This is a genomic window from Streptomyces sp. NPDC048278, from assembly GCF_040652195.1.
GTDB lineage: Bacteria > Actinomycetota > Actinomycetes > Streptomycetales > Streptomycetaceae > Streptomyces.
Genome location: NZ_JBEZLP010000059.1, coordinates 12,831 through 34,009 on the forward strand (window position 1 = coordinate 12,831; position 21,179 = coordinate 34,009).

Consider the following 21,179-nt stretch of genomic DNA (forward strand, 5'->3'; position numbering starts at 1 on the left):
GATCGTCGGGCGAGCACCGCGGCTCGCCCCCAAACCGGTTGCCCGGGAGAACAACCTCGATAGCCGGGGACTCGGGTTCTTCAGCGGATGATCGAGGTCAGCACGTCCACGACGAGGTGCATGAGGCAGTCGGTGTCGAGCCTGTGATAGATCTGCCGGCCGTCCCTGCGAGAGGTGAGCAGGCCGGCCTCGCGCAGTCGCCCGAGGTGGCGGGACACCTGCGGCAGACTCATTCCCGTGCGTACGGACAGGTCCGACGTGGTGATTGGTTCGTTCACCAGATGCCGGCAGAGTTCCAGTCGCGCGGGTTCGGAGAGGATCGCCAGCCGGAGCCGTACCTGTGCCAGCGTGGCCCGTTCCACCGGATTCGTACTGTCCATCCACTCGACAGGAAAGTGCACGACGACGGGATAGGGGGGATCGTCCTTGACGATCAGATGCGGCCGGGCGTGCGCGGACGGCACCAGCAGACAGCGACGACCATACAGGTCGGCTCTCAGCGACTGCAGTTTGTCGAAGACGACAGCCGGTGGATTCTGTCCGACGACGGCGTTCGGGCTGAGCGAGGCCAGCGCCTCGGGCAGCGGCAGCGCCTGGATCCGGGCCCGTACGCGGGCGCACTCGCTCTCCAGCCGGTGCTGCACCCGTGCCCATTCGGCGTCGAAGAACTCGGCGGCGCAGCGCCGCAGCAGTTCCAGCAGACCGGCGCGCATCTGCTCCGGGGCCTGGAGCAGCCTGCGGGCCAGCTCGCCCCGGCTGAAGGAGCGCCTCTCGCTGGAGAGTACGTAGGCGCTTTGCACGCTCTCGTCGATGAGTAGGTCGCGGGTGTCGAAGACACCGCCGTGGACGCCGGGCGCGACGACGGTCACGAACTCGTCCAATGGGAGCGCCTCCAGGCGGGCGAGTTCCTGCTCCAGTGTTCTTCCCAGGGGCAGTGCCAGCGGCAGCAGTACCCGGCAGCGCCGCCGGTTCCACAGCGGTGCATGAACCGTGAGCAGGCTTTTGGACTCCTCGGACAGGGCGGCGCTCACGCGTTCCAGCCACGGGCGCACGTCGAGGTGATGCTCGGGCTCGGCGATGGAGTGCAGGCACGCCATCAGCTCGGCCAGCGGTGAGAGCCCCACTGCGACATCCGCCGGGACAACGCCCTGCAAGGTGATGACCACGGCCATGCTCCGCAGCGTACAGCCGATGCTTACCGCGCTCGCGGTAAGCATCGGTGTCGCGGTCGACCGGCAGACCTAGGCTGCGTCCAATTCCGCTCCGAGCAGCGAGAGGCTCCGGCCGATGCACCTGTTTCTGCAAACGTTCTTCGACCCCGACGAATTGTTCAAGGCGTTCCCCGTCCTGCTGACCGAGGGTCTGAGGAACACTCTGCTGATCGCCTCGCTGGCGATCGTCATGGGCGTCGTCCTGGGTGTGCTCCTTGCGATGCTGCTGCTGTCGCACCGCCGGTTCGTGAGGATGCCCGCCCGCCTCTATGTCGATGTCTTCCGCGGTCTGCCCGCGATCGTGACCGTCAGCCTGGTGGGCCTGGGCCTGCCGGCGGCCGGGATCCGTCCGTTCGGGCGGGAACCGCTGGGCTACGCGGTGCTCGCCATCGGCCTCATATCGGCGGCCTACCTGGCGGAGATCTTCCGGTCCGGTATCCAGGCTGTGCCGTCCGGGCAGCTGAGCGCGGCGCGCAGTCTCGGTATGTCCTATCTGACCGCGATGCGGGTGATCGTCGTCCCGCAGGGCGTGCGCAACGTACTGCCGGCGCTGGCGGGCCAGTTCATCATCGACATCAAGGAGAGCGCCCTGGTGTATCTGCTCGGGCTCGGTGTCGGGCAGCGCGAGCTCTACTTCATCGCGCAGGAGCGTCAGGCCGCGACGTACAACTCCTCTGCCCTCGTCGCCGCTGGTGCCTGCTACCTGCTGCTCACGATCCCGCTCACCTACCTGGTGAACCGGCTCGACCTGCGGCTGCGGACCGGCGGCCGCAAGCCGAAAGGGCCTGCGGCCGGTTCCACGCCGACTGCGGTTCCGCCCGTTCCGTCCGTGCTGGAGGCCTGAGCGATGTCCGACATCCTGTCCCAGAAGAATGCCCTCGCCCTCGACGCCGGTACGGGCCCTGTAGCGGCGGTCGGCGTCCGCGCCCTGCATAAGAGCTACGGCGATGTGGAGGTGCTGCGTGGCGTGGACCTCGATGTGGCGGCGGGCGAGACCGTGTGCGTCATCGGCCGGTCGGGTTCCGGGAAGTCCACCCTGCTGAAGTGTATGAACCTGCTGGAGCCGCCGACGGCGGGCGAGATACGCCTGGGCGGCGACCTGATCACCGGCCCTGGGGTGGACGTGGATGCGGTGCGCACCCGGGTGGGCATGGTCTTCCAGCACTTCAACCTGTTCCCGCACCTGAGCGTGCTGCACAACGTGACCGTGGCTCTGCGCAAGGTCCTGAAGATGGACCGGGCCGCTGCCGAGGAGACGGCCGTGTCCCAGCTGCGTCGGCTCGGCCTGGCTGGCCTGGCGCACTCTCGGCCGAGTCAGCTCTCCGGCGGCCAGCAGCAGCGCGTGGCGATCGCCCGGGCGCTGGCGATGAAGCCTGAGGTCATGCTGTTCGACGAGGCCACATCGGCGCTGGACCCCGAACTCGTCAAGGACGTCCTCGACGTCATGCGGCTGCTCGCCGACTCCGGCATGACGATGATCGCCGTCACGCACGAGATCGGCTTCGCCCGTGAGGTCGCCGACCGGGTGGTCTTTATGGACGAGGGCCGCATCGCCGAGTCGGGCCCGGCCCGCCCGACGCTGGAACACCCTGAGACGGCACGGCTGCGCGAGTTCCTCGCCCGGGTGCTCTGACAGCACACGCTCCGCTGCTGCACCCCCCCCGCACCATCGAATCGCTCAAGGAGTTCGCCATGCCTATCGCACCCCTTTCCTCCCGTTCTGTTGCGAGACCTCGCCACTCGCTTCTGGTCATCGCCCTGTCCGGCCTCGTGCTGGCAGGCTGCGGGAGCGGTACCGGCACATCCGGGGACGACAACCCGTACGACCTGATCGAGGCCGGCACCATCAGATCCGCCACGCAGACGGGCCAGCCGCCTTTCGCGTACGCCGAGGACTCCGGCAAGTCGGCCGGATTCATCGTCGACGTGACCGACGAAGCCGCCAAGCGCCTCGGCCTCATGGTCGACTACAAGGCCACGACCGTCACCGGATCGCTGACGGGGCTGACCGCGGGCCAGTTCGACCTGGCCTCCTCCGGTCTCGGCGTGACCGCCGAACGGCAGAAGAGCGTCAGCTTCACCAAGCCCCTGTTCTGGAGCACCGTCGTCGTCCTGACCACCAAGTCGAGCAAGATCTCCACCTTCGACGGCTTCAACGATAAGCGCGTCGGAGTCGTCACCGGCTCCTCGCAGGAGGCGCAGCTCCCGGTGAAGATCCCCAAGGCGGACCCGGTCCGCTTCCAGACCCAGAACGCCGCGGTGAGCCAACTCCTCAACGGCCAGATCGACGCCTTCCTGGTGGGCGGCCCGGACGCGACGGAGTTCATGAAGCAGTACTCCGGCCTGCGGCAGGCGGCCTCCGCACCGGTGGACCACCCGACCTCGATGGCCGTGCCCAAGAACCACACGGCCTTCCTCAAGGCTCTCGACAACGAGATCGCCTCGATGGTGAAGGACGGCACCTACGCCAACCTCTACCGCAAGTACTTCAGCACCCAGCCGGAGCCTGAACTCATCGCCGCGTGGCCCGCGCTCGCCGCCCAGTTCCCCGGAGCCAAGTGATGCCGGAGACCGAGAACGAATGGCGGCGGGTGTCCTTGCCCGGCGGCCGCTCCTGCTGGCGGAGCGCGCTGAGGATACCGGCCCGGGACGGCGTCCTGCTCATCGCGGATGTCTACGCGGACCGTCCCGACCCCAGCCCGGGTCCGGTCCTGCTGGAGCGCACACCATACGGCCGCCGGGAGGCGCGCGGTTCCGACGGCGCCCTCGGGGGCGAGAACCCGCCCGCGCCTCAGACCGCGGCGGAGGTGTTCACCCGGGGCGGCTACCGCGTCGTACGGCAGGACTGCCGTGGCCGCGGCGACTCCGAGGGCACCTTCGTCAAGTACCTCAACGAGGCCACCGACGGCTACGACACCGTCGAGTGGATCGCCGAACAGCCCTGGTGCGACGGCAGGGTGGCGACCATGGGCGTCTCCTACTCCGCGCACGCCCAGGCCGCGCTCGCCTCGCTCGGAACACCGCACCTGGCCGCGATGTTCCTCGACTCCGGCGGCTTCGCCAGCGCCTACGAGGCGGGCACCCGCATGGGCGGAGCGTTTGAACTCAAGCAGGCCACCTGGGCGTTCCACCGGGCCAAGCTGAGCGAGACCGTACGCGCCGATCCGACCCTGCGCGCCACCCTCGACTCGGAGGACTTGGCCGCCTGGTTCACCCGTATGCCGTGGCGCCGCGGGGCGAGCCCGCTCCGGTTCGTGCCCGAGTACGAGGACTACCTGCTGGAGCAGTGGGAGAACGGCGCGTTCGGCCCGTACTGGCAGCAGCCGGGCATCTACGCCCGCGGCTACTACGACGCCTTCCCGGACGTCCCCAGCCTGCACATGTCCAGCTGGTACGACCCGTACATCCGCACGGCCACGGAGAACTTCCGCGAACTGGGCCGCAAGAAGAACAGCCCCGCCTACCTGGTCCTCGGCCCGTGGACCCACGGCAGACGCAGCGACTCCTTCGCCGGTGACGTCGACTTCGGGCCGGACGCCCGCCTGGACGGCAGCCTCGCCGAGAGCTACGCGGCCATGCGGCTGAGCTGGTTCGACGCTCACCTCGCCCCGGACGGCATGGCGGAACCGCCGCCTCCCGTCAGGTACTTCCTCATGGGCGGCGGCTCCGGCCGGTGCACCGCCGAGGGACGCCTCGACCACGGCGGTCACTGGTGCACCGCGGCCTCCTGGCCGCCGGAGGAGACCCAGATCGTCACCTTCACGCTGGGCGCCACGGGAACCCTCTCACAGCGGGCGCCAGAGAGCTCCCCGCCCTTCCTGGAATACGACTTCGACCCGCGCGACCCGGTGCCGACCCTCGGCGGCCAAGTCACCTCCGGTGAGCCGGTGATGAGCGGGGGCGCCTTCCACCAACACCCCGACGCACGGTTCTTCGGCGTCACCGAGCCCCATCTGCCCCTCGACAGCAGGCCCGACGTGCTGGTCTTCCAGACCCCGCCGCTCACCGAGGCTCTTGCCGTCGCCGGCCCCGTCAGCGTGCGCCTCACAGTGTCCTCCAGCGCCCCGGACACCGACTTCACGATCAAACTCGTCGACGTCCATCCACCGAGCGCCGACTATCCGCAGGGCTTCGCGATGAACCTCACCGACGGCATCCTGCGCTGCCGCTACCGCGACTCCTTCAGCGATCCCGAGCCGATGGTGCCGGGCGAAACGTACGAGATCACCGTCGAGGCGCCGGACACCGCGAACCTGTTCCTCGTCGGGCACCGGATCCGGCTCGACGTCAGCTCCAGCAACTTCCCCCGCTTCGACCTCAATTCCAACACCGGCGGCACGGAGGTCGGTGAACGGCGCAAGGCCGTCGCGACCAACCGGGTCCATATGGGCGGCCGTTCCTGGCTGACCCTGCCGGTCCTCGGCCGGAAAGGCACCCCGCATGCATGACGGAACGCTGTCCCCCAGTTGGCGGGACGCGGGCGTCCGCGACGGCTTCACCCTGGCCGCGGTCGGCGACCTGGTCCTCGACGACGCGCTCGCTCCGCTCCTGGAGACCCGCTCGCCCCGCATGCTGGAACTGCTGCGCTCCGCCGACATGACCTTCGGCAACTTCGAGAGCACCGCCGTCGACCCGGCCACATTCGGCGGCTGGCCGGAGGCCGAGTCCGGCGGCTCATGGCTGATCAGCACCCCGCGGGTGCCCGCCGACCTGCGCCGGATCGGCTTCGACATGGTGTCCCGGGCCAACAACCACACCACCGACTGGGGCGTGGCAGGCATGCGGGCCACCGACCGACTGCTCACCGAGGCCGGTATCGTGCACGCCGGCACCGGCGACACCCTCGCCGACGCCCGCGCTCCCCGGTTCCTGACCACCCCGGCCGGCCGCGTCTCGCTGGTCTCCGTCGCCTCCCGCTTCGAGGCCATGTCCCGCGCCGCCGATCCGCTGGGCCGTGTCCCGGGCCGCCCCGGCGTCAACGCCCTGCGCACCACACGGCACATCGCCGTTCCCGCCGCCCGTCTGCGCGAACTCGCCTTGATCCGCGACGCGTTGCCGCCCGGTTCCGTACGCGCCTCCGTACTGGAGGCGGACCGCCGAGACGATACCGTCACGCTCTTCGGTACTCGCTACACGGCCAAACCCGGCACCGGCCCCCACCCCGACGACGTCGAATTCCGCTTCACCGTCGACGAGTCGGACCGCCGCGAGGTGCTGCACGCAGTACGGCAGGCCAAGCAGACCTCCGACTTCACGATCGCCACCATGCACACCCACGAACCCGGCAACTACAGCCAGGACCCGCCCGACTTCCTCCCCCTCATCGCCCGCGAGGCGATCGACAACGGCGCCGACGCGTTCATCGGCCACGGCCCGCACCAATTGCGCGGCATCGAGGTCTACCGAGGCCGCCCGATCTTCTACTCCCTCGGCAACTTCTTCTTCATGGAGAACACCCAGCAGCCACTCACCCCAGGCGCCTACGACAAGGACGCCCCCCACCCTGGCGAGACCGAGGCCGAGTTCCTGGAACGCAAACGCGTCCACGGCGTCTTCGGCGAGCAGATCTGGTACGAGTCCGTCATCGCCCTCAGCCAGTACGACAGCCGCGGCACCCTGCATGCCGTCGAACTGCACCCCGCCGAACTCCACTGGGAGGGCCCCCGCGACGCCGACCGCGGCATTCCCCGGCTGGCCGACCCGCCCATCGCGGACCGGATTCTCCAGCGTCTGCAGCGGCTCTCGAAACCGTTCGGAACCGAGATCACGATCAAGGACGGGATCGGCCACCTCAGCCTCTGACTGCCTGCGCTTGGCACGGTGGTCTGAGTACTGGACCGCACCGCTGGCGCTCATGGTGTCATGGGCGGACCAGGATCGGTGACAGCGGTCGCACACGGTTGACTCGGGCCTTGGAGCGGGCAATATCGGATGCTCGCGGGGCGGCTGCTTTGCCAGAGTGGGGGAGTGGCTGATGAGTTTCGGTTCCTGGGGTTGCGGGCGTTCGCGCGGCCGCCGCGGCTGCTGGTAGTGGTGCCGTCTGCCGAGGCGCAGTGGGTGCGCTGGGCTGCGGCGGGTCTGGGCGCGCTGAGCCGGGTCTGGGGAGGCTGTGCCGGAGCGGTCGTTCCTGCCTCCGCGGTCGGTCATCCTGCTCTGGCGGATGCGATGCAGCGGATGCAGCCCGATCATGTACTGGAGTACATGCCTTCCGGCGCCACGGTCGAGGGGATCTACCCGGGGGCCGTGTCCCGGGCGCTGGGCGGCCTTGAGAGCGAGACGAGACGCGAAGCCGAAGACCACGCACGTACGGAGCCGTGGAACTTCGGTGGGCTGCCGGACCTCGAGCCTGCGCTCGCGGGACTGCGAGAGCGGCTGAGCGTGAACACCATTCGGCAGGCAGTGCAGGAGACGCATCTGCTCGACGACCCGGCCAACATGGGCCTGACCGTGTTGGCCGACGTGGCCGTCCGGCCAGTTTTGGGCGTCCCCTTCCCCCTGGTGACGACGCCGACTGTGCTGTCCTACGCGGCCCGCGTCGGCGTGGACCTGGAAGCGGCCCCCGACGATTCCCCTATACCCGATGAGGCGCGCTGGCGAGACGGCGTCGTCCAGCGGGCCGACACCGCACTGCTGGACTGGCTGCATCCCTCATCGCCGCAGGACACACTCGCCCTGCTCGACCCCGCAGCGGCCCGATGCGTGCGCCTGGACCGCGCCCGCTTTCAATCGGAGCCGGTAGTGGTCGTCGGGGACAGACCCGAGGACTTCGCGCTGGCCCAACTCGCCGGCCTGGTCCACGGCCCGTGTATGTGGCTGCCGTGGCCTGACCCGAGCCCGTTGACGATCATGGGCCGCTTTCCGCGCTGGACAGGGACAGGGACAGTCCGCGTGACCAGCGCCTCGATGCCGGTGAAGGACGTCGAGGCGCGGATGCGCACGATGTGGGACCGGCGGCCGCGCGCCTTCGTCGACGGCAAAGAGGTGGACGACAAGGGGTTCGAGTGTGTGCCGGCAAACGAGCTGCGCACCAGTGGCAGCAGCCTCTATGTACACGAACAGGCGTGGGATCTGCCGCGCTCGCTGCCGGCCACAGTGCTGCCGGACGGCTCACTGGAGGCGGCCCTGGGGCTCCCCGCGGAGGTACCAGCAGGACTGGACGCAGCCCGGGACAAATGGCAGGTCCTGCTAGTGGCTTCGGACCACCCGCTGCCACCGCACCGCGCCCTGGCCGGCGACGCACTGTACGCAGGGCAGAGCAACGTGTGGGAGACGTTCGTGAGGGCCGCGGACGGGGGCATCACCTACTCCTCCCACCGCTTCGACTTCGTCCCCCACGGCGCTTCCCTGGCGGGCAGGCTGGCCGCACCGCGACTGAGGTGGCCGAGCCTGCCCGCTATCCTGGCAACGGCGGCTGCGCCGCAGGCTGTTCAGCCGAGCGCCGCAGGCAAACGGTCGGCAGTGGCCGAGCGCCTTCTCGGCTCCCGCACGGCCCTTGAGGACCTCGCCGCTAGCCCGGGCTGGGACCTGCTGAAGACCTTCCTGCCCGGCCAGCAGCATCCCGGCCAGCCCGAAGACGCCTGGTGGGCCCTGAAGACCTCGGTGGTGATGACCTTCCGCGCCCTGGCCGCCACCTCCGTCGCGCCGCAGTGGGACACACCACAGCGGCGGACCCAGGTCGACGAATGGGCCAGACAGGGAATTCTGCGCAGAGGACTGGCCCTTGGCTGCCAGGAATGCCCGGCCTTCGAGTTCTACCCCCTGGAAGAGATCACACAGCATTACCGCTGCCGCCGCTGCGGCGTCGGCAACGACCTCGTCCAGGCACGCTGGAAAACAGACACCAGCGAACCCGAATGGTCCTACGAACTGCACCCAGCCGTCGCCGAACTCATCGACAACAACGCCGACGTGCCCCTGCTCGCCACCCGCTACCTGCGCCAACAGGCCAGAGGCACGCGCCCCTTGGTCGCAGCGGAGTTCGAGATCCTCCGCGACGGAGAGCCGTTCGTGGAGATCGACTTCGCCCTCGCCGGCGCCGACGAGATCTGGCTCGGCGAAGCGAAGAAGACCAACACCCTGGGCAGCGTCCACCGCGACATCAAAAGAGAGCTGTGCAAACTCCTCGACGGCTGCAAAGCGGTTGCCGCGCACCGGCTCCTCCTCGCGACCGCCGCTCCGGCATGGAACACCGCCACCCTGACGGTGGCACGACGCGAACTGCACGGCCTGCGTACGGCGGGCCGGTACGCCCCTGACGTCTATCTGCTCACCGCCGTGGGCTCCTCCGCGCCCGTCCTCGAACCCCTCGCCCCGGCTTAAGGCTGAACGTTCGAGCGGATGGCTGACTATGGTGCCCCGGCCGCCGACGCGCGGGACTCTTCGCTCCGGAGCCGGAAGCGGTCACAGTCGTCGGATGGATGCTTCCGCCTTACTCAACGTGCTCGCGCTGGTTGTCTCCGCCGGAGCCTTGGCCACGTCCCTCGCCGTGGCCCGCAGGCAGCTGCGGCTAGCTCATCACTCCAACCTGCTGCCGATCGTCCTTGACCTCTTCAAAGAGACCCGGACGCTCGAGTTCTCCCGGTCGATCGAGTACATCCGCGATCATCTGACAGCAGCCCACTCCGCCCACGGCGGATATCGCATGCTTCCCGAAGAGGTGAAGATGCACATCCGCAGGGTGGGACTGTTCTACGACGACGTCGGCAAACTCGTCGCCCACGGGATCGTCGACGAGCAGCTCATCCTCGGTGCCTACGGCAACGCAATCGCCCGCGTCTGGACCACACTGGCGCCCTACGTCTACGCAGAGCGGGAAAGGCACCGCAACCTGAGCATGGTGTATTTCGAGGACCTGGCATACAGGGCGAGTCAGACCACCATGACAGCCGTCCACGCCGCGGCGGGTCTGCGCACTTGCCCGCCGCCGTACGCAAGCCAGTAGCAAGCGAAGGCTTCATGGGCGAGCCGCAGGTGACCAGATACTGCAGGCCGTTCGGACCGCGGTGGTCCTGCCCTGTTTTCCGGCCAGTGCCGGCACCACCCGACCGCGCGGCTCAGTAGCCCGCGCAGTGGTCACCAGGGCGGGGTGGGAGTTCCGTCAGGGTCAAGCCCGTAGCTCCACATGCTGAAGACGTCCCTTCTGGTTCCGCCCCAGGCTTTCCCGGCGTTGAGGGCGCGTTTGACGGTGTCTTCGGCGCGGGCATCGTCTCCGGCCGCCGTCAGGAGCAGGAAGAGTTCGATGAGGGCTTGAGGATGACCGGTCTCGTCGGCCCGGTTGAGAGCTTGTTCCGCGCCGGGTAGATCACCGACCGCTCGGCGGATCCGGGCAATCTCGAAAAAAGCGGTCGGCTCACCCCTGTCAGCGCCCTCCGCCAGGAGCTGCTCGGCGCCCTCATGGTCTCCGGCAGCGTGCCGGAGACGGGCAAGCTGATTGACGGCCCACTGATGACCGGCCTCAGCCGCATTGGTGAAGAACTGTTCAGCGCCTTGAGGGTCTCCGGCCTGCTGCCGGCGACGGGCGAGTTCGATCGTGGCCCATGGCTGGCCTGCCTCGGCAGCTTCGGCGAGGGACAGGTCGACCGACTGGTTGTGCCCGGATCCCGTCTCGGCAAGCGGCGCAGCATCCGCGTCGGCCGAGGCCTCAACGTGATGGGGGAGCGAGCTCGTCAGCTCTTCGGAGTCATCTTGCATGTGCTCGCTGAGAATGAGTTGAGCGACGGCATCGCCTGCGTCGGCAGCCTGGACCAGAAGGCGTTCGGCACCCTCGTCATCACCAGCGGCACGGCGAAGCCACGAGAGAGCGAACAGGGCCTGCGTATCGCCAGCACGGACGGCTTCAGTCAATAGCTGTTCGGCAGCCTTGGCGTCTCCCGCCCGCTCCCGCAGAGCTGCGAGCTCCCTGAGCGCGAACGGGTCGCCGCTGGCTGCGGGCTCGGCCAGGAGTTCCTCGGCAGCCTGCCGGTCGCCGGAGCCCAACCGGAGATGGACCAGCTCGAACAGGGCGGCACGACACCCCTGCGCGAGGGCTTCGTTGAGCAGTTCGGCTGCCCCTTCCCTGTCGTCGGCACGCAGGCGGAAGCCGACCTGCCGTTTGAGTGCGAACCAGGGATCCACGCGCTTGTAGAGGTGGTAGGCCCATTGGAGCCGATGCCGCGTTTCCGCAGCGTGGGCGAGCCTGCCGAGGTCTTGGACATCCGTCACATGGTGGTGAGCTGCCTCCCAGAAGGAAGCCGGCGGACACAGGCCGCGGCGTTCTGTTCGACTGTGCTGCTCCAGATAGTCAGCCAGCCGGTAGACGACGCCGCGCGCGGTGTCCCGATCCCGTCGAACTCCGGGAGCGCGGCGGGAGGGGCGTCGCCGGGCACGCTGCAAAGGGGCGAGCCGACCGTGCACGGGTGCCGCGAGTTCGGCCAGAGCTTGTTCCGCCCAGTCCGGACCCAGCCCGTCGTACTCGCGGTCGGTGAGATAGTCAACGGCGGCGTCGGTGAGAAACGCCAGCGGAAGGTGGAGACCGGCGCCGAGCCGACGGGCATCCATCGCGGCATGAAGAAGGGCACGCGCCGGTGGACTGGCGGTGCGGAAGCGGTGTAGGAGCTCGGGCGCACCGGCCAACTCCTGCGTGACGCGGCCTGCTTCGGCACGGTCCAAGGCGGCAGCGAGCACCCGGTCGCCGGCCGCCGCAAGGTCACGTGCCGCCGACCGCGCGGCGTCGTCGAACGCATCGGGCACGGGAACGGTCCGTCCTGCCAGCAACGCACGGACCTGCGCAAAACGGTCCGACTCTCCGGGGAAGGGGAGCGCTGTGTAGGCGCGGTCGTACTCGGGCCAGAGGGTTCCCAGCACCAAGACCGGCCCGGCACCCGGGTCGGTGAGCAAGGAGCGGACCGCGGCGGCGATGTCCGGGCCCTTTTGGGCGTCACCCAGATAGTGCTGGGCTTCATTGAGCCACAACACGGTGCGCGGCCCCACTCGCCGGATGTCAGCGAGAGTGGCTTCGGCCCGGGTGGGGTCGAAGGGATGCCACAGCCGCCATCCCATATCGGCAAGCGGCTGGACAGCCTCCCAACACGCCCTGGTCTTGCCCGTGGAGGACGACCCGACCAGGACAAGCATGCCGCTGCGCCCCGCGGACGCTGCCTGTACGACCTGATCGAGGACCTCATCGTGACCGCGTCGCACATATCCCGGCAGGACGGGTACCTGTGCTGTCCGCGGCAGCTCAGTACCCGCTGCTGCGTGCGCGGCGTCGCCCTCCGCGGCGCCTGCGGGGTGGACTTCCAGGTCATACGGGTCGCAGGCGCAGATCGGGTGCCCGATGCCCTCCCTCGCGCCGTCCGAAGCCGTCTCCGTCAGACCTTGGGCCTCCGCGTCTGCCTGCCTCTGCAGCCCCAGCAGCCGGTCGGCATCCAGGCCCAGGGCCTTTGCCATCGCGGCCACCGTCGTCACGGACGGCACCTGATCGATCGCCCGCAAGGCCTTGCTCACCGTCGTGCGACCCAGTCCAGCACGCCGTGCGAGCTGCGTCTGATCCATCCGGGCCTTGGCGCGCCCCTGCTCCAAAAGCGCCTGCAACTCGGCCAGTGCCTGCCCATCGCCCTTCCGGGTTCCCCCGCTCAACCCTTGACGCCCCCGCTTCCCCGCTACGACGTGTTCGACCGTGTCCATCATCGTTCACCCGAACCCCGATGAACGCACTCCCCACCAGATTTGCGGTCGGTACATCCCCGTGCCGCCCCATTCCGGGAAAGGATCCGTCACCGTGTCGCCCCACTTGGTCTTGGCCCTGTTCACCGCCCTGGCCGCCCTCGTGCTCGCCATCACGGCCGCAGCCGCAGCCGGCTACCTTTCACGCCGCGACGGCGCAAGCTATCCGGCCGCCATCACCCGAGCTGCTGCCGCCTTCGCCGCCACCGTGACGGTGGCCGCCGCTTTGGCGACGGCCGCTATGGCCCTCGCAGGCTGACCGTGCAGTCAGATGTACCGCCTGAACCTCAGCCTCTAGCCGTTGAGCGAGAGCTGGAGGCTGCACGCCGGCTCGCTCACATACGGCCCCGCCCTCCAGCATCTCAACTGCCCGGAACGAAGCCGATGCTGTCTGCGACTGGTCACCGGCAGCCGTATCGCCGAACTCATCGCCCACGCAGTCCAACTGCCCGCGGCGATGCCCCTGACGGAATCCCTTGCCGCGGCCCTCGGGCCACCCGACGCCGTGATCTTTAAGGACTAGTGCCGCATCAAGCGACGTTCGCCCTGTTGTGACGAGCCGTTCAGATGGTGATCGGGACGGCTCGTTGTACGCCATGCTGGGTGGGTGGGTGGGTGGCTGAGCGTGTGCGGGTCCGCGAGATCGATGACGACGAAGGGCAGCGGCTGCATCAGATCATCCGCCGGGGAACCGGATCGGTGGTGACCTGGCGGCGGGCCCAGATGGTGCTCTTATCGGCTCAGGGCATGGACGTGGCCAAGATCGCCCCAGTGACGTTCACCAGCCCCGATCGGGTCCGAGATGTGATCCACGACTTCAACACCGACGGCTTCACCTCGCTCTACCCCAGGTACAAGGGCGGCCGGCCCAGGACGTTCACACTGCCTGAGCGCCGCGAGATCAAGAAGACCGCCAAGTCCAGGCCGGTCGAGCACGGGCTGCCGTTCTCGACCTGGAGCCTGGTCAAACTGGCCGACTTCCTGATTGCCGAGGGGGTGGTCGACGCCATCAGCCACGAGGGCCTGCGCATCCTGCTCCGCGAGGAAGGCGTCACCTTTCAACTTTCAACGACTGAAGACCTGGAAGACCTCCCATGACCCCGAATACGCCGCCAAGAAAGCTCGCGTCGAGCACCTCTATGCCATTGCCGACGGCGAGGTCCTGCCCGAGCCCGGCGAGCCCGAGGTCATCTTCTGCCTGGACGAGTTCGGGCCGCTCAACCTCCAGCCCCACCCCGGCCGCCAGTGGGCCGAACGCGGCGGCACGCACAAGGACCCCGACCGCGAACCCCGACGGCGACGCCGCGCGACCTACACCCGCCCGCACGGCGTCCGCCACCTGTTCGCAGCCTACGACCTGGGCAAAGACCAGCTCTACGGCCACATCAAGAAGACCAAGAACTGCTCCAAGTTCCTGGAGTTCTGCCGCTACCTGCGATCCCTCCACCCGGCCGGCAAGCGCATCGCGATCATCTGCGACAACTACTCCCCGCACCTGACCACCAAACGCTGCCACCGCGTCGCCGACTGGGCCCAGGCCAACAACGTCGAAATCGCCTACACCCCGGCCAACAGCTCATGGCTCAACCGCATCGAGGCCCAGTTCACCGCCCTGCGCTACTTCACCCTGGACGGCACCGACCACGCCAGTCACAAGGATCAGGGCAGCATGATCCGCCGCTACCTCATCTGGCGGAACAAGCACGCCCAGGACGAGCGCCTACGCGAGGTCGTGAACAGGGCGAACGTCGCCTGATACGGCAGAGGCTGCATCCCGACGGAACAACGCGGTCCACAGGAACGTCACACCGAAGAGCGCTGACTCGGCCGGCTCCTCGCGCATGCGACGCAGTTCGACCTCGACCAGGTCCGAGAAGATCCAGCGCAGCGCCTCAGGCGTGTAGGCGAGTCCGCCCTGCAACTCGCGCTCACGGTAGAGGTCCGCGTCGGCGAGCTCCGACCCTATTCCCCCCTCGCCGGCGGCGAAGCAGGTGAGCGCGACATGGCCGCCGGGGGCCAGGACGCGGTCCAGCAGGGCCAGGTAGCTGACACGGCGGTGCGGTGGCAGGTGGTGGAAGCATCCCGAGTCGACGACCAGGTCGTACGGGCCGCTCAACTCGGTGGCGGAGAGGGCGAACGCATCACCACACAGGAAGCGGATATCGCCCCGGACCTCGCGAGCCCGATCCTTGGCCCAGGCAATGCCCACTGAAGCGAGATCGACGGCATCCACTTCGAATCCGCGTGAAGCGAGGAACAAGGTGTTGCGGCCCGCCCCGCAGCCCAGGTCCAAGGCCCGACCGGGAGCGATCAGGCCCTGGTCGAGGTAGGCGGCCAGGTTCTCGTCCGGCTTCGCCACGAAGAACGGCACCGGCCTTGACCGGTCCGCGTAGAAGCGGTTCCAGAAGTCCCTGCCGTCGCCGGTCGCCAAGCGGCCGGCCTCGGATTCCGATGCGAACAGCCCGTCCAAGAGCGCGAAAACGTCCTCGACAGTGCGTACGGTCCGGTCCACCCGGCCCCCCTTCGACCGAGTGCGATCATAGGAGCGAGGAAGACGAAAGGCCAGGTCAGGTGGTATTCTGCGACGGCTGAAGTGGGCTGCTGCGGGCCCCAGGGGAGACTGCCAGGCAACCCACTCCGGCCTCCACCCCCGCATCCACCCAAGCACCGCTACGGGGCCAGGAAAGACCCATCCTCGGACGCGCCAGGCAGACTTTCTCGACGAGTTTTCCAGCGGTACTACAGGGCCAACGTTGTCTGATGCGGCACTAGCTGGAAAGCGGACGACGGGGTCATCGCACCGCGGCCACTGATCTGAGCAGACGGCACCTGAGCCCCGGGCTGCTGGTGCCCTCCCCGCCGAGACAGTCCACGACGGCTGGGGCGGGTGTCAGCGGGCTCCGGCAGCGACCACGGGGTCCGGGACCCTGCCATCGCGGGCGCAGGACATCGTTAAGGGAAGCGGTCGTCAACGACGGGTTCGTCAGCGACGAGGAACTCCGCACGGACGGAAGCAGTTTGCGCGGCCACAGCGGCGCCCTCAAGCGCATCCTGGAGCGCGGTGTCCGCGAGGGCTGGCGGCCTGATGGGATGAAGACCCCGATCCAGCCGCAGGGGCCGGGGTTCGGGAAGGTCAAGGGCTACCGGATGCCCGGCGACCTCGTACGGACCTTCTTCACGGCCACCGGCCGCTGCAACAAGCTGAAGTGAGAACACTGATCATGAGCGATCCGATCGACCTTCGAGCCCGCGCCGCAGAGCTGGAACAGCGCGTACCGCCGATACACGCTGGCCCACGCACCGACGAGGAGCGGATGTGGCTGGAGAAAGCCGCCGCGCTGCGCGCGGAAGCCGACCGTGCGGAGGGAGACGTCTTCGCGGGCCACTTCGAGCACTGCTACATCCGCGAGGGCCAGCACTGCTCCTGCGGCTACCAGCCCCCTGCCGCCGACCTCTCCGGCGAGAAGTAGAGGGCACCATGCCGTTGCGGGCGGGTGTTGTCTGCGATGGCCGTGCTCCGCCGGCCGTTCGGCGCGACCGTGGCCCCGTTGTGCGGGTCGGGCCCGGCGGGACCGTTGTGCGGCGGGTGTCACCGATGCCGTTGGTTCGGGCTCCTCCAGGCGACGAGCGCGGCGTGGGCGGCCTGTGCGCGTTCGAGACTTCCCCCGAACGCGCCGGCCTGCAGGAGCGGCCAGGTGTCACTGAGTTCCTTGGCGACGGATCCGGCCAGGCCGGTGTTGTCCCACCCCCAGGTGGCGTGGAGGAGGAACTCGCCGGCCCACGGGTTGGCGCGGAACTCGAGGTCGGTGTCCATCGCGGTCATGGAGATCAGGAACTCGAAGCGTGCGCAGGCCTCCTGGTAGGCGGTGTCGCTGGGTTCGACGAGCTGGAACGGCTCACGCAACGTGTCCTTGAGCCAGTTGCTCTGGGGATACGGCAGCCTGTTGCCGTTTTCGGCGCGGTGCATGTCGTGCAGCCCCTGGGTCTCGATGACATGGGCAGGGTTGAGATACCAGGCAGGGCCCTCGGGCGTGCGGCCGGAGCTCGGATAGGCCCACTGCGGACGGGTTGCGATGCTCGCCAGCAATTCTTCGCGGTGGCTCAGGACCGCGGCGACACCGATGGTCCAGGTCGCCAGGAGTGCCGGGAGGTGACGCAGCCTCTCCAGGCACTCGTCGTACCGGCCGGGGGTGACCTCGCGCATGCGGACCAGGCGCTCGACGGCGCGCAGCCACAGCCGATCGTGGGTCCCGTCGTCGTGGTAGATGCCGTTGGCGAGGAGGTGCAGCAGGGTGTCGCTGTCGGCCCGGTAGCCGCGTACGTGGGCCGCGAAGGTGTCGGCCCACGTGGCAGGAGGGGAGACGACCGGCCGACGGTGCGGGGTGCCGCCGTCCACGACCTGGCCGACGGCCTGGGAGACGAGGTCCGACAGTTCGATGCGGCGTACCGGGTCGGCCAGGGCGCGTTTGAGCTGGATGACGGCCACGTCCCGGGTGACGGGAGCCACCGACAGGTGATCCAGCGCCTCCACCCGTCGCACCAGGCCGGTGAACAGTTCATCCGCGTCCATGCCCTCGATCACCGCCGCACCGTGCCGGGCCGTCAGCCGGCGGGCAGCGGACCCGAGGGAACCGTACTGGGACCAGAACATCGGGTACCGGCGTGAGCGGGTGCCTTCTACCGCGCGCACCAGCGCCGCGTCCCAGTCCGCCGACCAGCCGCACACGATCAGCCCGTACTCGTCTAGCACACGCTCCAGGACCCTCTGCTGAGCCTGCGGATAGGCCTCAAGCTCATCGACCGTGTTGCGCTGCTCCAGGTCCGCATAGTCGCCGTGCAGTTTGATCACGGTGACCTGGCTGTGCGCGAGCGGCTGCATGGCGTCGAACTGCTCCGGCCGGTGCACCACCTGAGGCGAGATCCCCGCCTCCTGCAGCGCCCGCTCCGTCAGCCGGTCGAAGTTGGTGGTGAGAATGACACGGATGCTGCCCCGCGTGACCAGTTGTGCGATCGCCCGGTGCGCAGCGGTCGGCCCCTTCGCGCCGGCCTCGTCGCCCTCCGCAGGTTCGAAGTAGCCGGCGAGCATGGCCTGCCGCGAGGCGGGCCCCGGTGCCACGGAGCCCAGCAGGGCGGAGTAGCCGAGAGGCTCGCCGCAGTGGGCCTCCCACCACTTCTCGGGATCCGCCATGGCCGCCGCGCGCGCACCGGGATCATCGGGATCGCGTACCGCGGCCACCTTCCCGACGAGGTCTTCCACCACACCCCACCCGGTCTTCACCCCCGACGCGATCGAGATGCCCGCCCCCAGCAGCAGCGCGTACACGCCCGGGCTGGAGTGCATGTTCAGCGCAAGCGCCATCGACGGCTCGATGAGGGTCCCGGCCGGCACGACGACCGGACCGTTCGAGGCGCCCGCCGCGCCCGTCTCGCTCTCCACCCCAGTGCCTCCTTGTGCCGGTGACCCATCCCACGGATGAGGGCACCACCAGCCACCTGTTGGTGTTCAACACTACCTCAATAATCGTCACTATGACGAGAATGGGGTGGGGTTGCTCCGCGCCGGTGCCCCCGTCGCGGCCTGCCGTCGCGGCGCCGTCCGCGCGGCAGGCGAACCCGCCTGCAGGGGTGACGGTGTGTCCCCGGCGCGCAGGGCCCGCTGCCGCAGCTGTCCGGCACCTGCCGGGACACGCGCCTGCGCACAGGGACGGCTCGGACACCGCGCGCAGGTCCCGGTACCGTCCGCACTCGCTTCGCCGGCCCCCTGCACACCCGCTCTCGTGGCGGCGTCGCCGTCGGCTGTGTCGGTGATCTCGTGGATAGCATTGCGGGAAAGGCGAGTTGGGGGAGGCGGCAGTGGAACTGTTGATGGGCATGGTGTCCTCGGCTGTCGGCACGGTTACCTCGGGGGCTTTGTCTGGAGCGGGCGGAGAGATGGGCAGACGGACCTCCGAGAAGCTCTACGACTTGCTCAGCCGCAGGAGCAGCGATGCCGAGGGACGGGACACGGATACCGCGGGCGGTAGTGCGAGCCGCCCCTCCCTGCCCGTCACCGAGCCCGAGCGGGCGGCGGCTGCCGCATGGCTGATGGAACTGCTCAGCCGCTCACCGCAGGATGCCCGTGAGGTGAGGGAATGGGTGCGTGAGGCCTCGTGGCTGACGCCGCGAATGGCCGCGGTGCGTCCGCGGATGCTGCCGCCGACGACGGCGATGTTCACGGACCGAGCGGACGTGCTCACATGGCTCACTGCACTGATGGACGATGACCGGGCGACTGGGGCGCCCGCTGTCGCCGTGGTGACCGGGCAGGGCGGCATCGGCAAGACCGCCGTCGTCATTCAGTGCGCGCTCGCGCTGGAGGAGCGGTTTCCCGACGGTGTCCTGTTTGCGGACCTGCAAGGAGCCTCAGCCAGTACGGCACTTGCGCCCTCTGATGTCCTGGCACGTTTCCTGGAGCGGCTCGGCGTGCCACCGGCCATGGTGCCGGGCGACGAGGCCCGCCAGCGCGATCTCTACCGTGACTGCACGGCAGACCGACGCATGATCGTCGTCCTGGACAACGCGCACAGTGCCGCCCAGGCCGCCCCGCTGCTCCCCGCCTCCTCCCACGCTCTTGTTCTGGTGACGAGCCGTCACCGGCTTGAGGGACTCGTCGGCGACCACGGCGCCCGGCCCTACCTGCTGGGCCCGCTCTCAACTGAGGACTCGGTCACCTTGATCAGACGGGTCGTCGGAAACGATCGCGCGCCGGCCCCGGACGCGGTGGTCCGGGCCGTCGCGGACGGCACGGGCGGCGTCCCCCTCGCGGTGTGCACCACCGGCGCCAGCCTGGCCGTGCGTGAACACCTGACCTGGGAGCGCGTCGCGCGGCAACTGGCCGACCGGATCCGCGGCCACGACCAGGAGGGGAGCACCGTCGTGAGCGAGAGCGGCCCCGACGTCCCGGCCGATCCGGTACGTCTTGCCCAGGACACCGCCTACCGTGAACTGACGCCCGACTGCGCCGCGCTCTACCGGGCGATTGCCGTGTGGGCCTGGCCGACCGTGACCGTCCTGTGCGCCGCACACACCGCCGAAATCGGCATGGACGAGGCCCGGGTGCGACTGGAGCAGCTGGCCCGGGTGCACCTGCTGGAGGAAGTGGGCGAAGAGCGCTACCGGTTCCACGACCTGACCCGGGCACACGCCCACGAACGGGCTGTCGCCGAGGACGGCCACGGCCGCATGGCCGCCGCCATCCGCCGGGTCGCCATCGCGCACCTGCGCTTCGCGGCGGGCGCGGACTTCCGGGTCATGCCGCTGCGCTGGCGGCTCGGCCCCGCCTACCAGCACCTCGCCCTGCCCGAACGCCGCGCCCGTGACGACGGCAAACACGCCCTGGCCGAACTGCTCCGGGAACGAGAGAACCTCGCGGCCGTCATCCGGGCCGCCGCCCACCACGGCTTCGACGACCTCGTATGGCAGTTGTGCGAGGCCATGTGGGGCCTGCACCTGCGACTCGGCTTCCACACGCAGTGGATCGACACACACCTGCTCGGCATCGAAGCAGCCCGGCGCAGTGCCGAGGAGTTCGGTGACCGGCGCGCCGCAGGCCGTATGTGGACACAGCTCGCCTTCGCCTACATGGGAGCCGGCCAGGCACGCGAGGCTGCTGATGCCCTCGATCACGCCCGGAGTGCGGAGCGGGCCTGCGGCCACCACCGCGGAGAGGCCAGCGCTGTCGAGGCACGAGGACTGCTCCACCTCAAGCAGTGGGAGTTCGAGGCGGCCCAGCGGTGTTTCGAGGAGGCACGGGCGATCCTGCGCCGCATCGGCCCGGGCGAGGACGGATTCGGCGACGTGCCGCGCGCCACCGCTCTTCTGGACCACCACATCGGCCGCGTCCTGACCCGGCGGCGCGACCTCGGCACCGCTGTCATCCAGCTCAACGACGCCCTCGCGCAGTTCCGCCGGCTGCCGGGCGATGACGGCGGCGATCTGTACAACGCGGGACGCGTCTACATGAGCCTGGGAGACGCACATCTGGCCGGGGGAGACGCAGAGCTCGCCCGCGTGTGCCTGGACGAGGCCGTCACAGCGATGACCGAGGCAGGCGCGGGGCTGCAACTGGCCGAGGCCCTTGAAGCAAGGGCCGACTGCCACCGTCTCGCGGGCCGCCCCGCACAGGAAAGAGAGGACCTGCACGCCGCCGCCGCGTGCTACGAACAAAACGGCGACCAGGCTGGCCTCGAACGTATCCGGGCCCGACTGGCCGGGGCGCATCCGTGA

At 69.1% G+C, this 21,179-nt stretch carries 15 protein-coding genes and 1 pseudogene; 12 read left to right on the forward strand and 4 right to left on the reverse strand.

Annotation, left to right across the window (positions count from 1 at the left end; genetic code table 11):
• Positions 1–80 precede the first annotated feature (80 nt).
• Positions 81–1,172, reverse strand: a complete 1,092-nt coding sequence (locus AB0D74_RS48120; protein ID WP_362602179.1) for a DUF5937 family protein — start codon at positions 1,170–1,172, stop codon at positions 81–83.
• A gap of 115 nt (positions 1,173–1,287) precedes the next feature.
• Between AB0D74_RS48120 and AB0D74_RS48125 the strand changes: the two genes are divergently transcribed.
• From AB0D74_RS48125 to AB0D74_RS48155, 7 genes are all read left to right on the forward strand, one after another.
• Complete coding sequence (locus AB0D74_RS48125) at positions 1,288–2,055, forward strand: amino acid ABC transporter permease (RefSeq protein WP_362602182.1); 768 nt, start codon at positions 1,288–1,290, stop codon at positions 2,053–2,055.
• A gap of 3 nt (positions 2,056–2,058) precedes the next feature.
• Positions 2,059–2,844 (forward strand): amino acid ABC transporter ATP-binding protein, encoded by a 786-nt coding sequence (locus AB0D74_RS48130; protein WP_362602185.1) that lies wholly within the window; start codon positions 2,059–2,061, stop codon positions 2,842–2,844.
• A 59-nt stretch (positions 2,845–2,903) separates the two neighbouring features.
• Entirely contained in the window at positions 2,904–3,773 is an 870-nt protein-coding gene (locus tag AB0D74_RS48135) for a transporter substrate-binding domain-containing protein (RefSeq protein WP_362602188.1), read from the forward strand.
• Positions 3,773–5,659 carry a CocE/NonD family hydrolase gene (locus AB0D74_RS48140; RefSeq protein ID WP_362602191.1) on the forward strand — a complete coding sequence of 629 codons (1,887 nt, stop codon included), beginning with the start codon at positions 3,773–3,775 and terminating at the stop codon, positions 5,657–5,659. The genes AB0D74_RS48135 and AB0D74_RS48140 overlap by 1 nt, the downstream gene beginning before the upstream one ends.
• The gene (locus AB0D74_RS48145; protein WP_362602194.1) at positions 5,652–7,013 is read left to right on the forward strand and encodes a CapA family protein; all 1,362 of its coding nucleotides are present in this window, start codon (positions 5,652–5,654) and stop codon (positions 7,011–7,013) included. The genes AB0D74_RS48140 and AB0D74_RS48145 overlap by 8 nt, the downstream gene beginning before the upstream one ends.
• A 165-nt stretch (positions 7,014–7,178) precedes the next feature.
• Positions 7,179–9,530, forward strand: coding sequence for a hypothetical protein (locus AB0D74_RS48150; RefSeq protein WP_362602197.1), 2,352 nt, complete (start codon positions 7,179–7,181; stop codon positions 9,528–9,530).
• A gap of 94 nt (positions 9,531–9,624) precedes the next feature.
• On the forward strand, positions 9,625–10,152 hold the full coding sequence (locus AB0D74_RS48155; RefSeq protein ID WP_362602200.1) for a hypothetical protein: 528 nt from the start codon (positions 9,625–9,627) through the stop codon (positions 10,150–10,152).
• Positions 10,153–10,283: 131 nt separating this feature from the next.
• Here AB0D74_RS48155 and AB0D74_RS48160 read toward each other — a convergent pair whose 3' ends face one another.
• Positions 10,284–12,878 carry a helix-turn-helix domain-containing protein gene (locus AB0D74_RS48160; RefSeq protein WP_362602203.1) on the reverse strand — a complete coding sequence of 865 codons (2,595 nt, stop codon included), beginning with the start codon at positions 12,876–12,878 and terminating at the stop codon, positions 10,284–10,286.
• On the opposite strand from AB0D74_RS48160, the gene AB0D74_RS48165 reads away from it, so the two are divergent.
• Positions 12,868–13,173 carry a hypothetical protein gene (locus tag AB0D74_RS48165; protein WP_362602206.1) on the forward strand — a complete coding sequence of 102 codons (306 nt, stop codon included), beginning with the start codon at positions 12,868–12,870 and terminating at the stop codon, positions 13,171–13,173. The genes AB0D74_RS48160 and AB0D74_RS48165 overlap by 11 nt on opposite strands.
• 356 nt (positions 13,174–13,529) lie before the next feature.
• Positions 13,530–14,670 (forward strand): annotated as a pseudogene (locus AB0D74_RS48170) (IS630 family transposase).
• Here AB0D74_RS48170 and AB0D74_RS48175 read toward each other — a convergent pair.
• Complete coding sequence (locus tag AB0D74_RS48175; RefSeq protein WP_362602209.1) at positions 14,635–15,426, reverse strand: methyltransferase domain-containing protein; 792 nt, start codon at positions 15,424–15,426, stop codon at positions 14,635–14,637. The pseudogene AB0D74_RS48170 and the gene AB0D74_RS48175 sit on opposite strands and share 36 nt — an antisense overlap.
• Before the next feature lie 506 nt (positions 15,427–15,932).
• On the opposite strand from AB0D74_RS48175, the gene AB0D74_RS48180 reads away from it, so the two are divergent.
• Together AB0D74_RS48180 and AB0D74_RS48185 are read left to right on the forward strand one after the other, a co-directional pair.
• Positions 15,933–16,124 (forward strand): hypothetical protein, encoded by a 192-nt coding sequence (locus AB0D74_RS48180; RefSeq protein ID WP_362602212.1) that lies wholly within the window; start codon positions 15,933–15,935, stop codon positions 16,122–16,124.
• 11 nt (positions 16,125–16,135) lie between these two features.
• Positions 16,136–16,384, forward strand: a complete 249-nt coding sequence (locus AB0D74_RS48185) for a hypothetical protein (RefSeq protein WP_362602217.1) — start codon at positions 16,136–16,138, stop codon at positions 16,382–16,384.
• 119 nt (positions 16,385–16,503) lie between these two features.
• Here AB0D74_RS48185 and AB0D74_RS48190 read toward each other — a convergent pair whose 3' ends face one another.
• On the reverse strand, positions 16,504–18,351 hold the full coding sequence (locus AB0D74_RS48190) for an SIR2 family protein (protein WP_362602220.1): 1,848 nt from the start codon (positions 18,349–18,351) through the stop codon (positions 16,504–16,506).
• 494 nt (positions 18,352–18,845) lie between these two features.
• On the opposite strand from AB0D74_RS48190, the gene AB0D74_RS48195 reads away from it, so the two are divergent.
• Complete coding sequence (locus AB0D74_RS48195; protein WP_362602223.1) at positions 18,846–21,179, forward strand: NB-ARC domain-containing protein; 2,334 nt, start codon at positions 18,846–18,848, stop codon at positions 21,177–21,179.

What these genes read in the sequence shown, in the direction of transcription:
- AB0D74_RS48130 (WP_362602185.1), top strand. Translation starts at nt 2,059, where the DNA reads ATGTCCGACATCCTGTCCCAGAAGAATGCCCTCGCCCTCGACGCCGGT.
- AB0D74_RS48135 (WP_362602188.1), top strand. Translation starts at nt 2,904, where the DNA reads ATGCCTATCGCACCCCTTTCCTCCCGTTCTGTTGCGAGACCTCGCCAC.
- AB0D74_RS48125 (WP_362602182.1), top strand. Translation starts at nt 1,288, where the DNA reads ATGCACCTGTTTCTGCAAACGTTCTTCGACCCCGACGAATTGTTCAAG.
- AB0D74_RS48155 (WP_362602200.1), top strand. Translation starts at nt 9,625, where the DNA reads ATGGATGCTTCCGCCTTACTCAACGTGCTCGCGCTGGTTGTCTCCGCC.
- AB0D74_RS48160 (WP_362602203.1), bottom strand. Translation starts at nt 12,878, where the DNA reads ATGATGGACACGGTCGAACACGTCGTAGCGGGGAAGCGGGGGCGTCAA.
- AB0D74_RS48140 (WP_362602191.1), top strand. Translation starts at nt 3,773, where the DNA reads ATGCCGGAGACCGAGAACGAATGGCGGCGGGTGTCCTTGCCCGGCGGC.
- AB0D74_RS48145 (WP_362602194.1), top strand. Translation starts at nt 5,652, where the DNA reads ATGCATGACGGAACGCTGTCCCCCAGTTGGCGGGACGCGGGCGTCCGC.
- AB0D74_RS48185 (WP_362602217.1), top strand. Translation starts at nt 16,136, where the DNA reads ATGAGCGATCCGATCGACCTTCGAGCCCGCGCCGCAGAGCTGGAACAG.
- AB0D74_RS48120 (WP_362602179.1), bottom strand. Translation starts at nt 1,172, where the DNA reads ATGGCCGTGGTCATCACCTTGCAGGGCGTTGTCCCGGCGGATGTCGCA.
- AB0D74_RS48195 (WP_362602223.1), top strand. Translation starts at nt 18,846, where the DNA reads ATGGGCAGACGGACCTCCGAGAAGCTCTACGACTTGCTCAGCCGCAGG.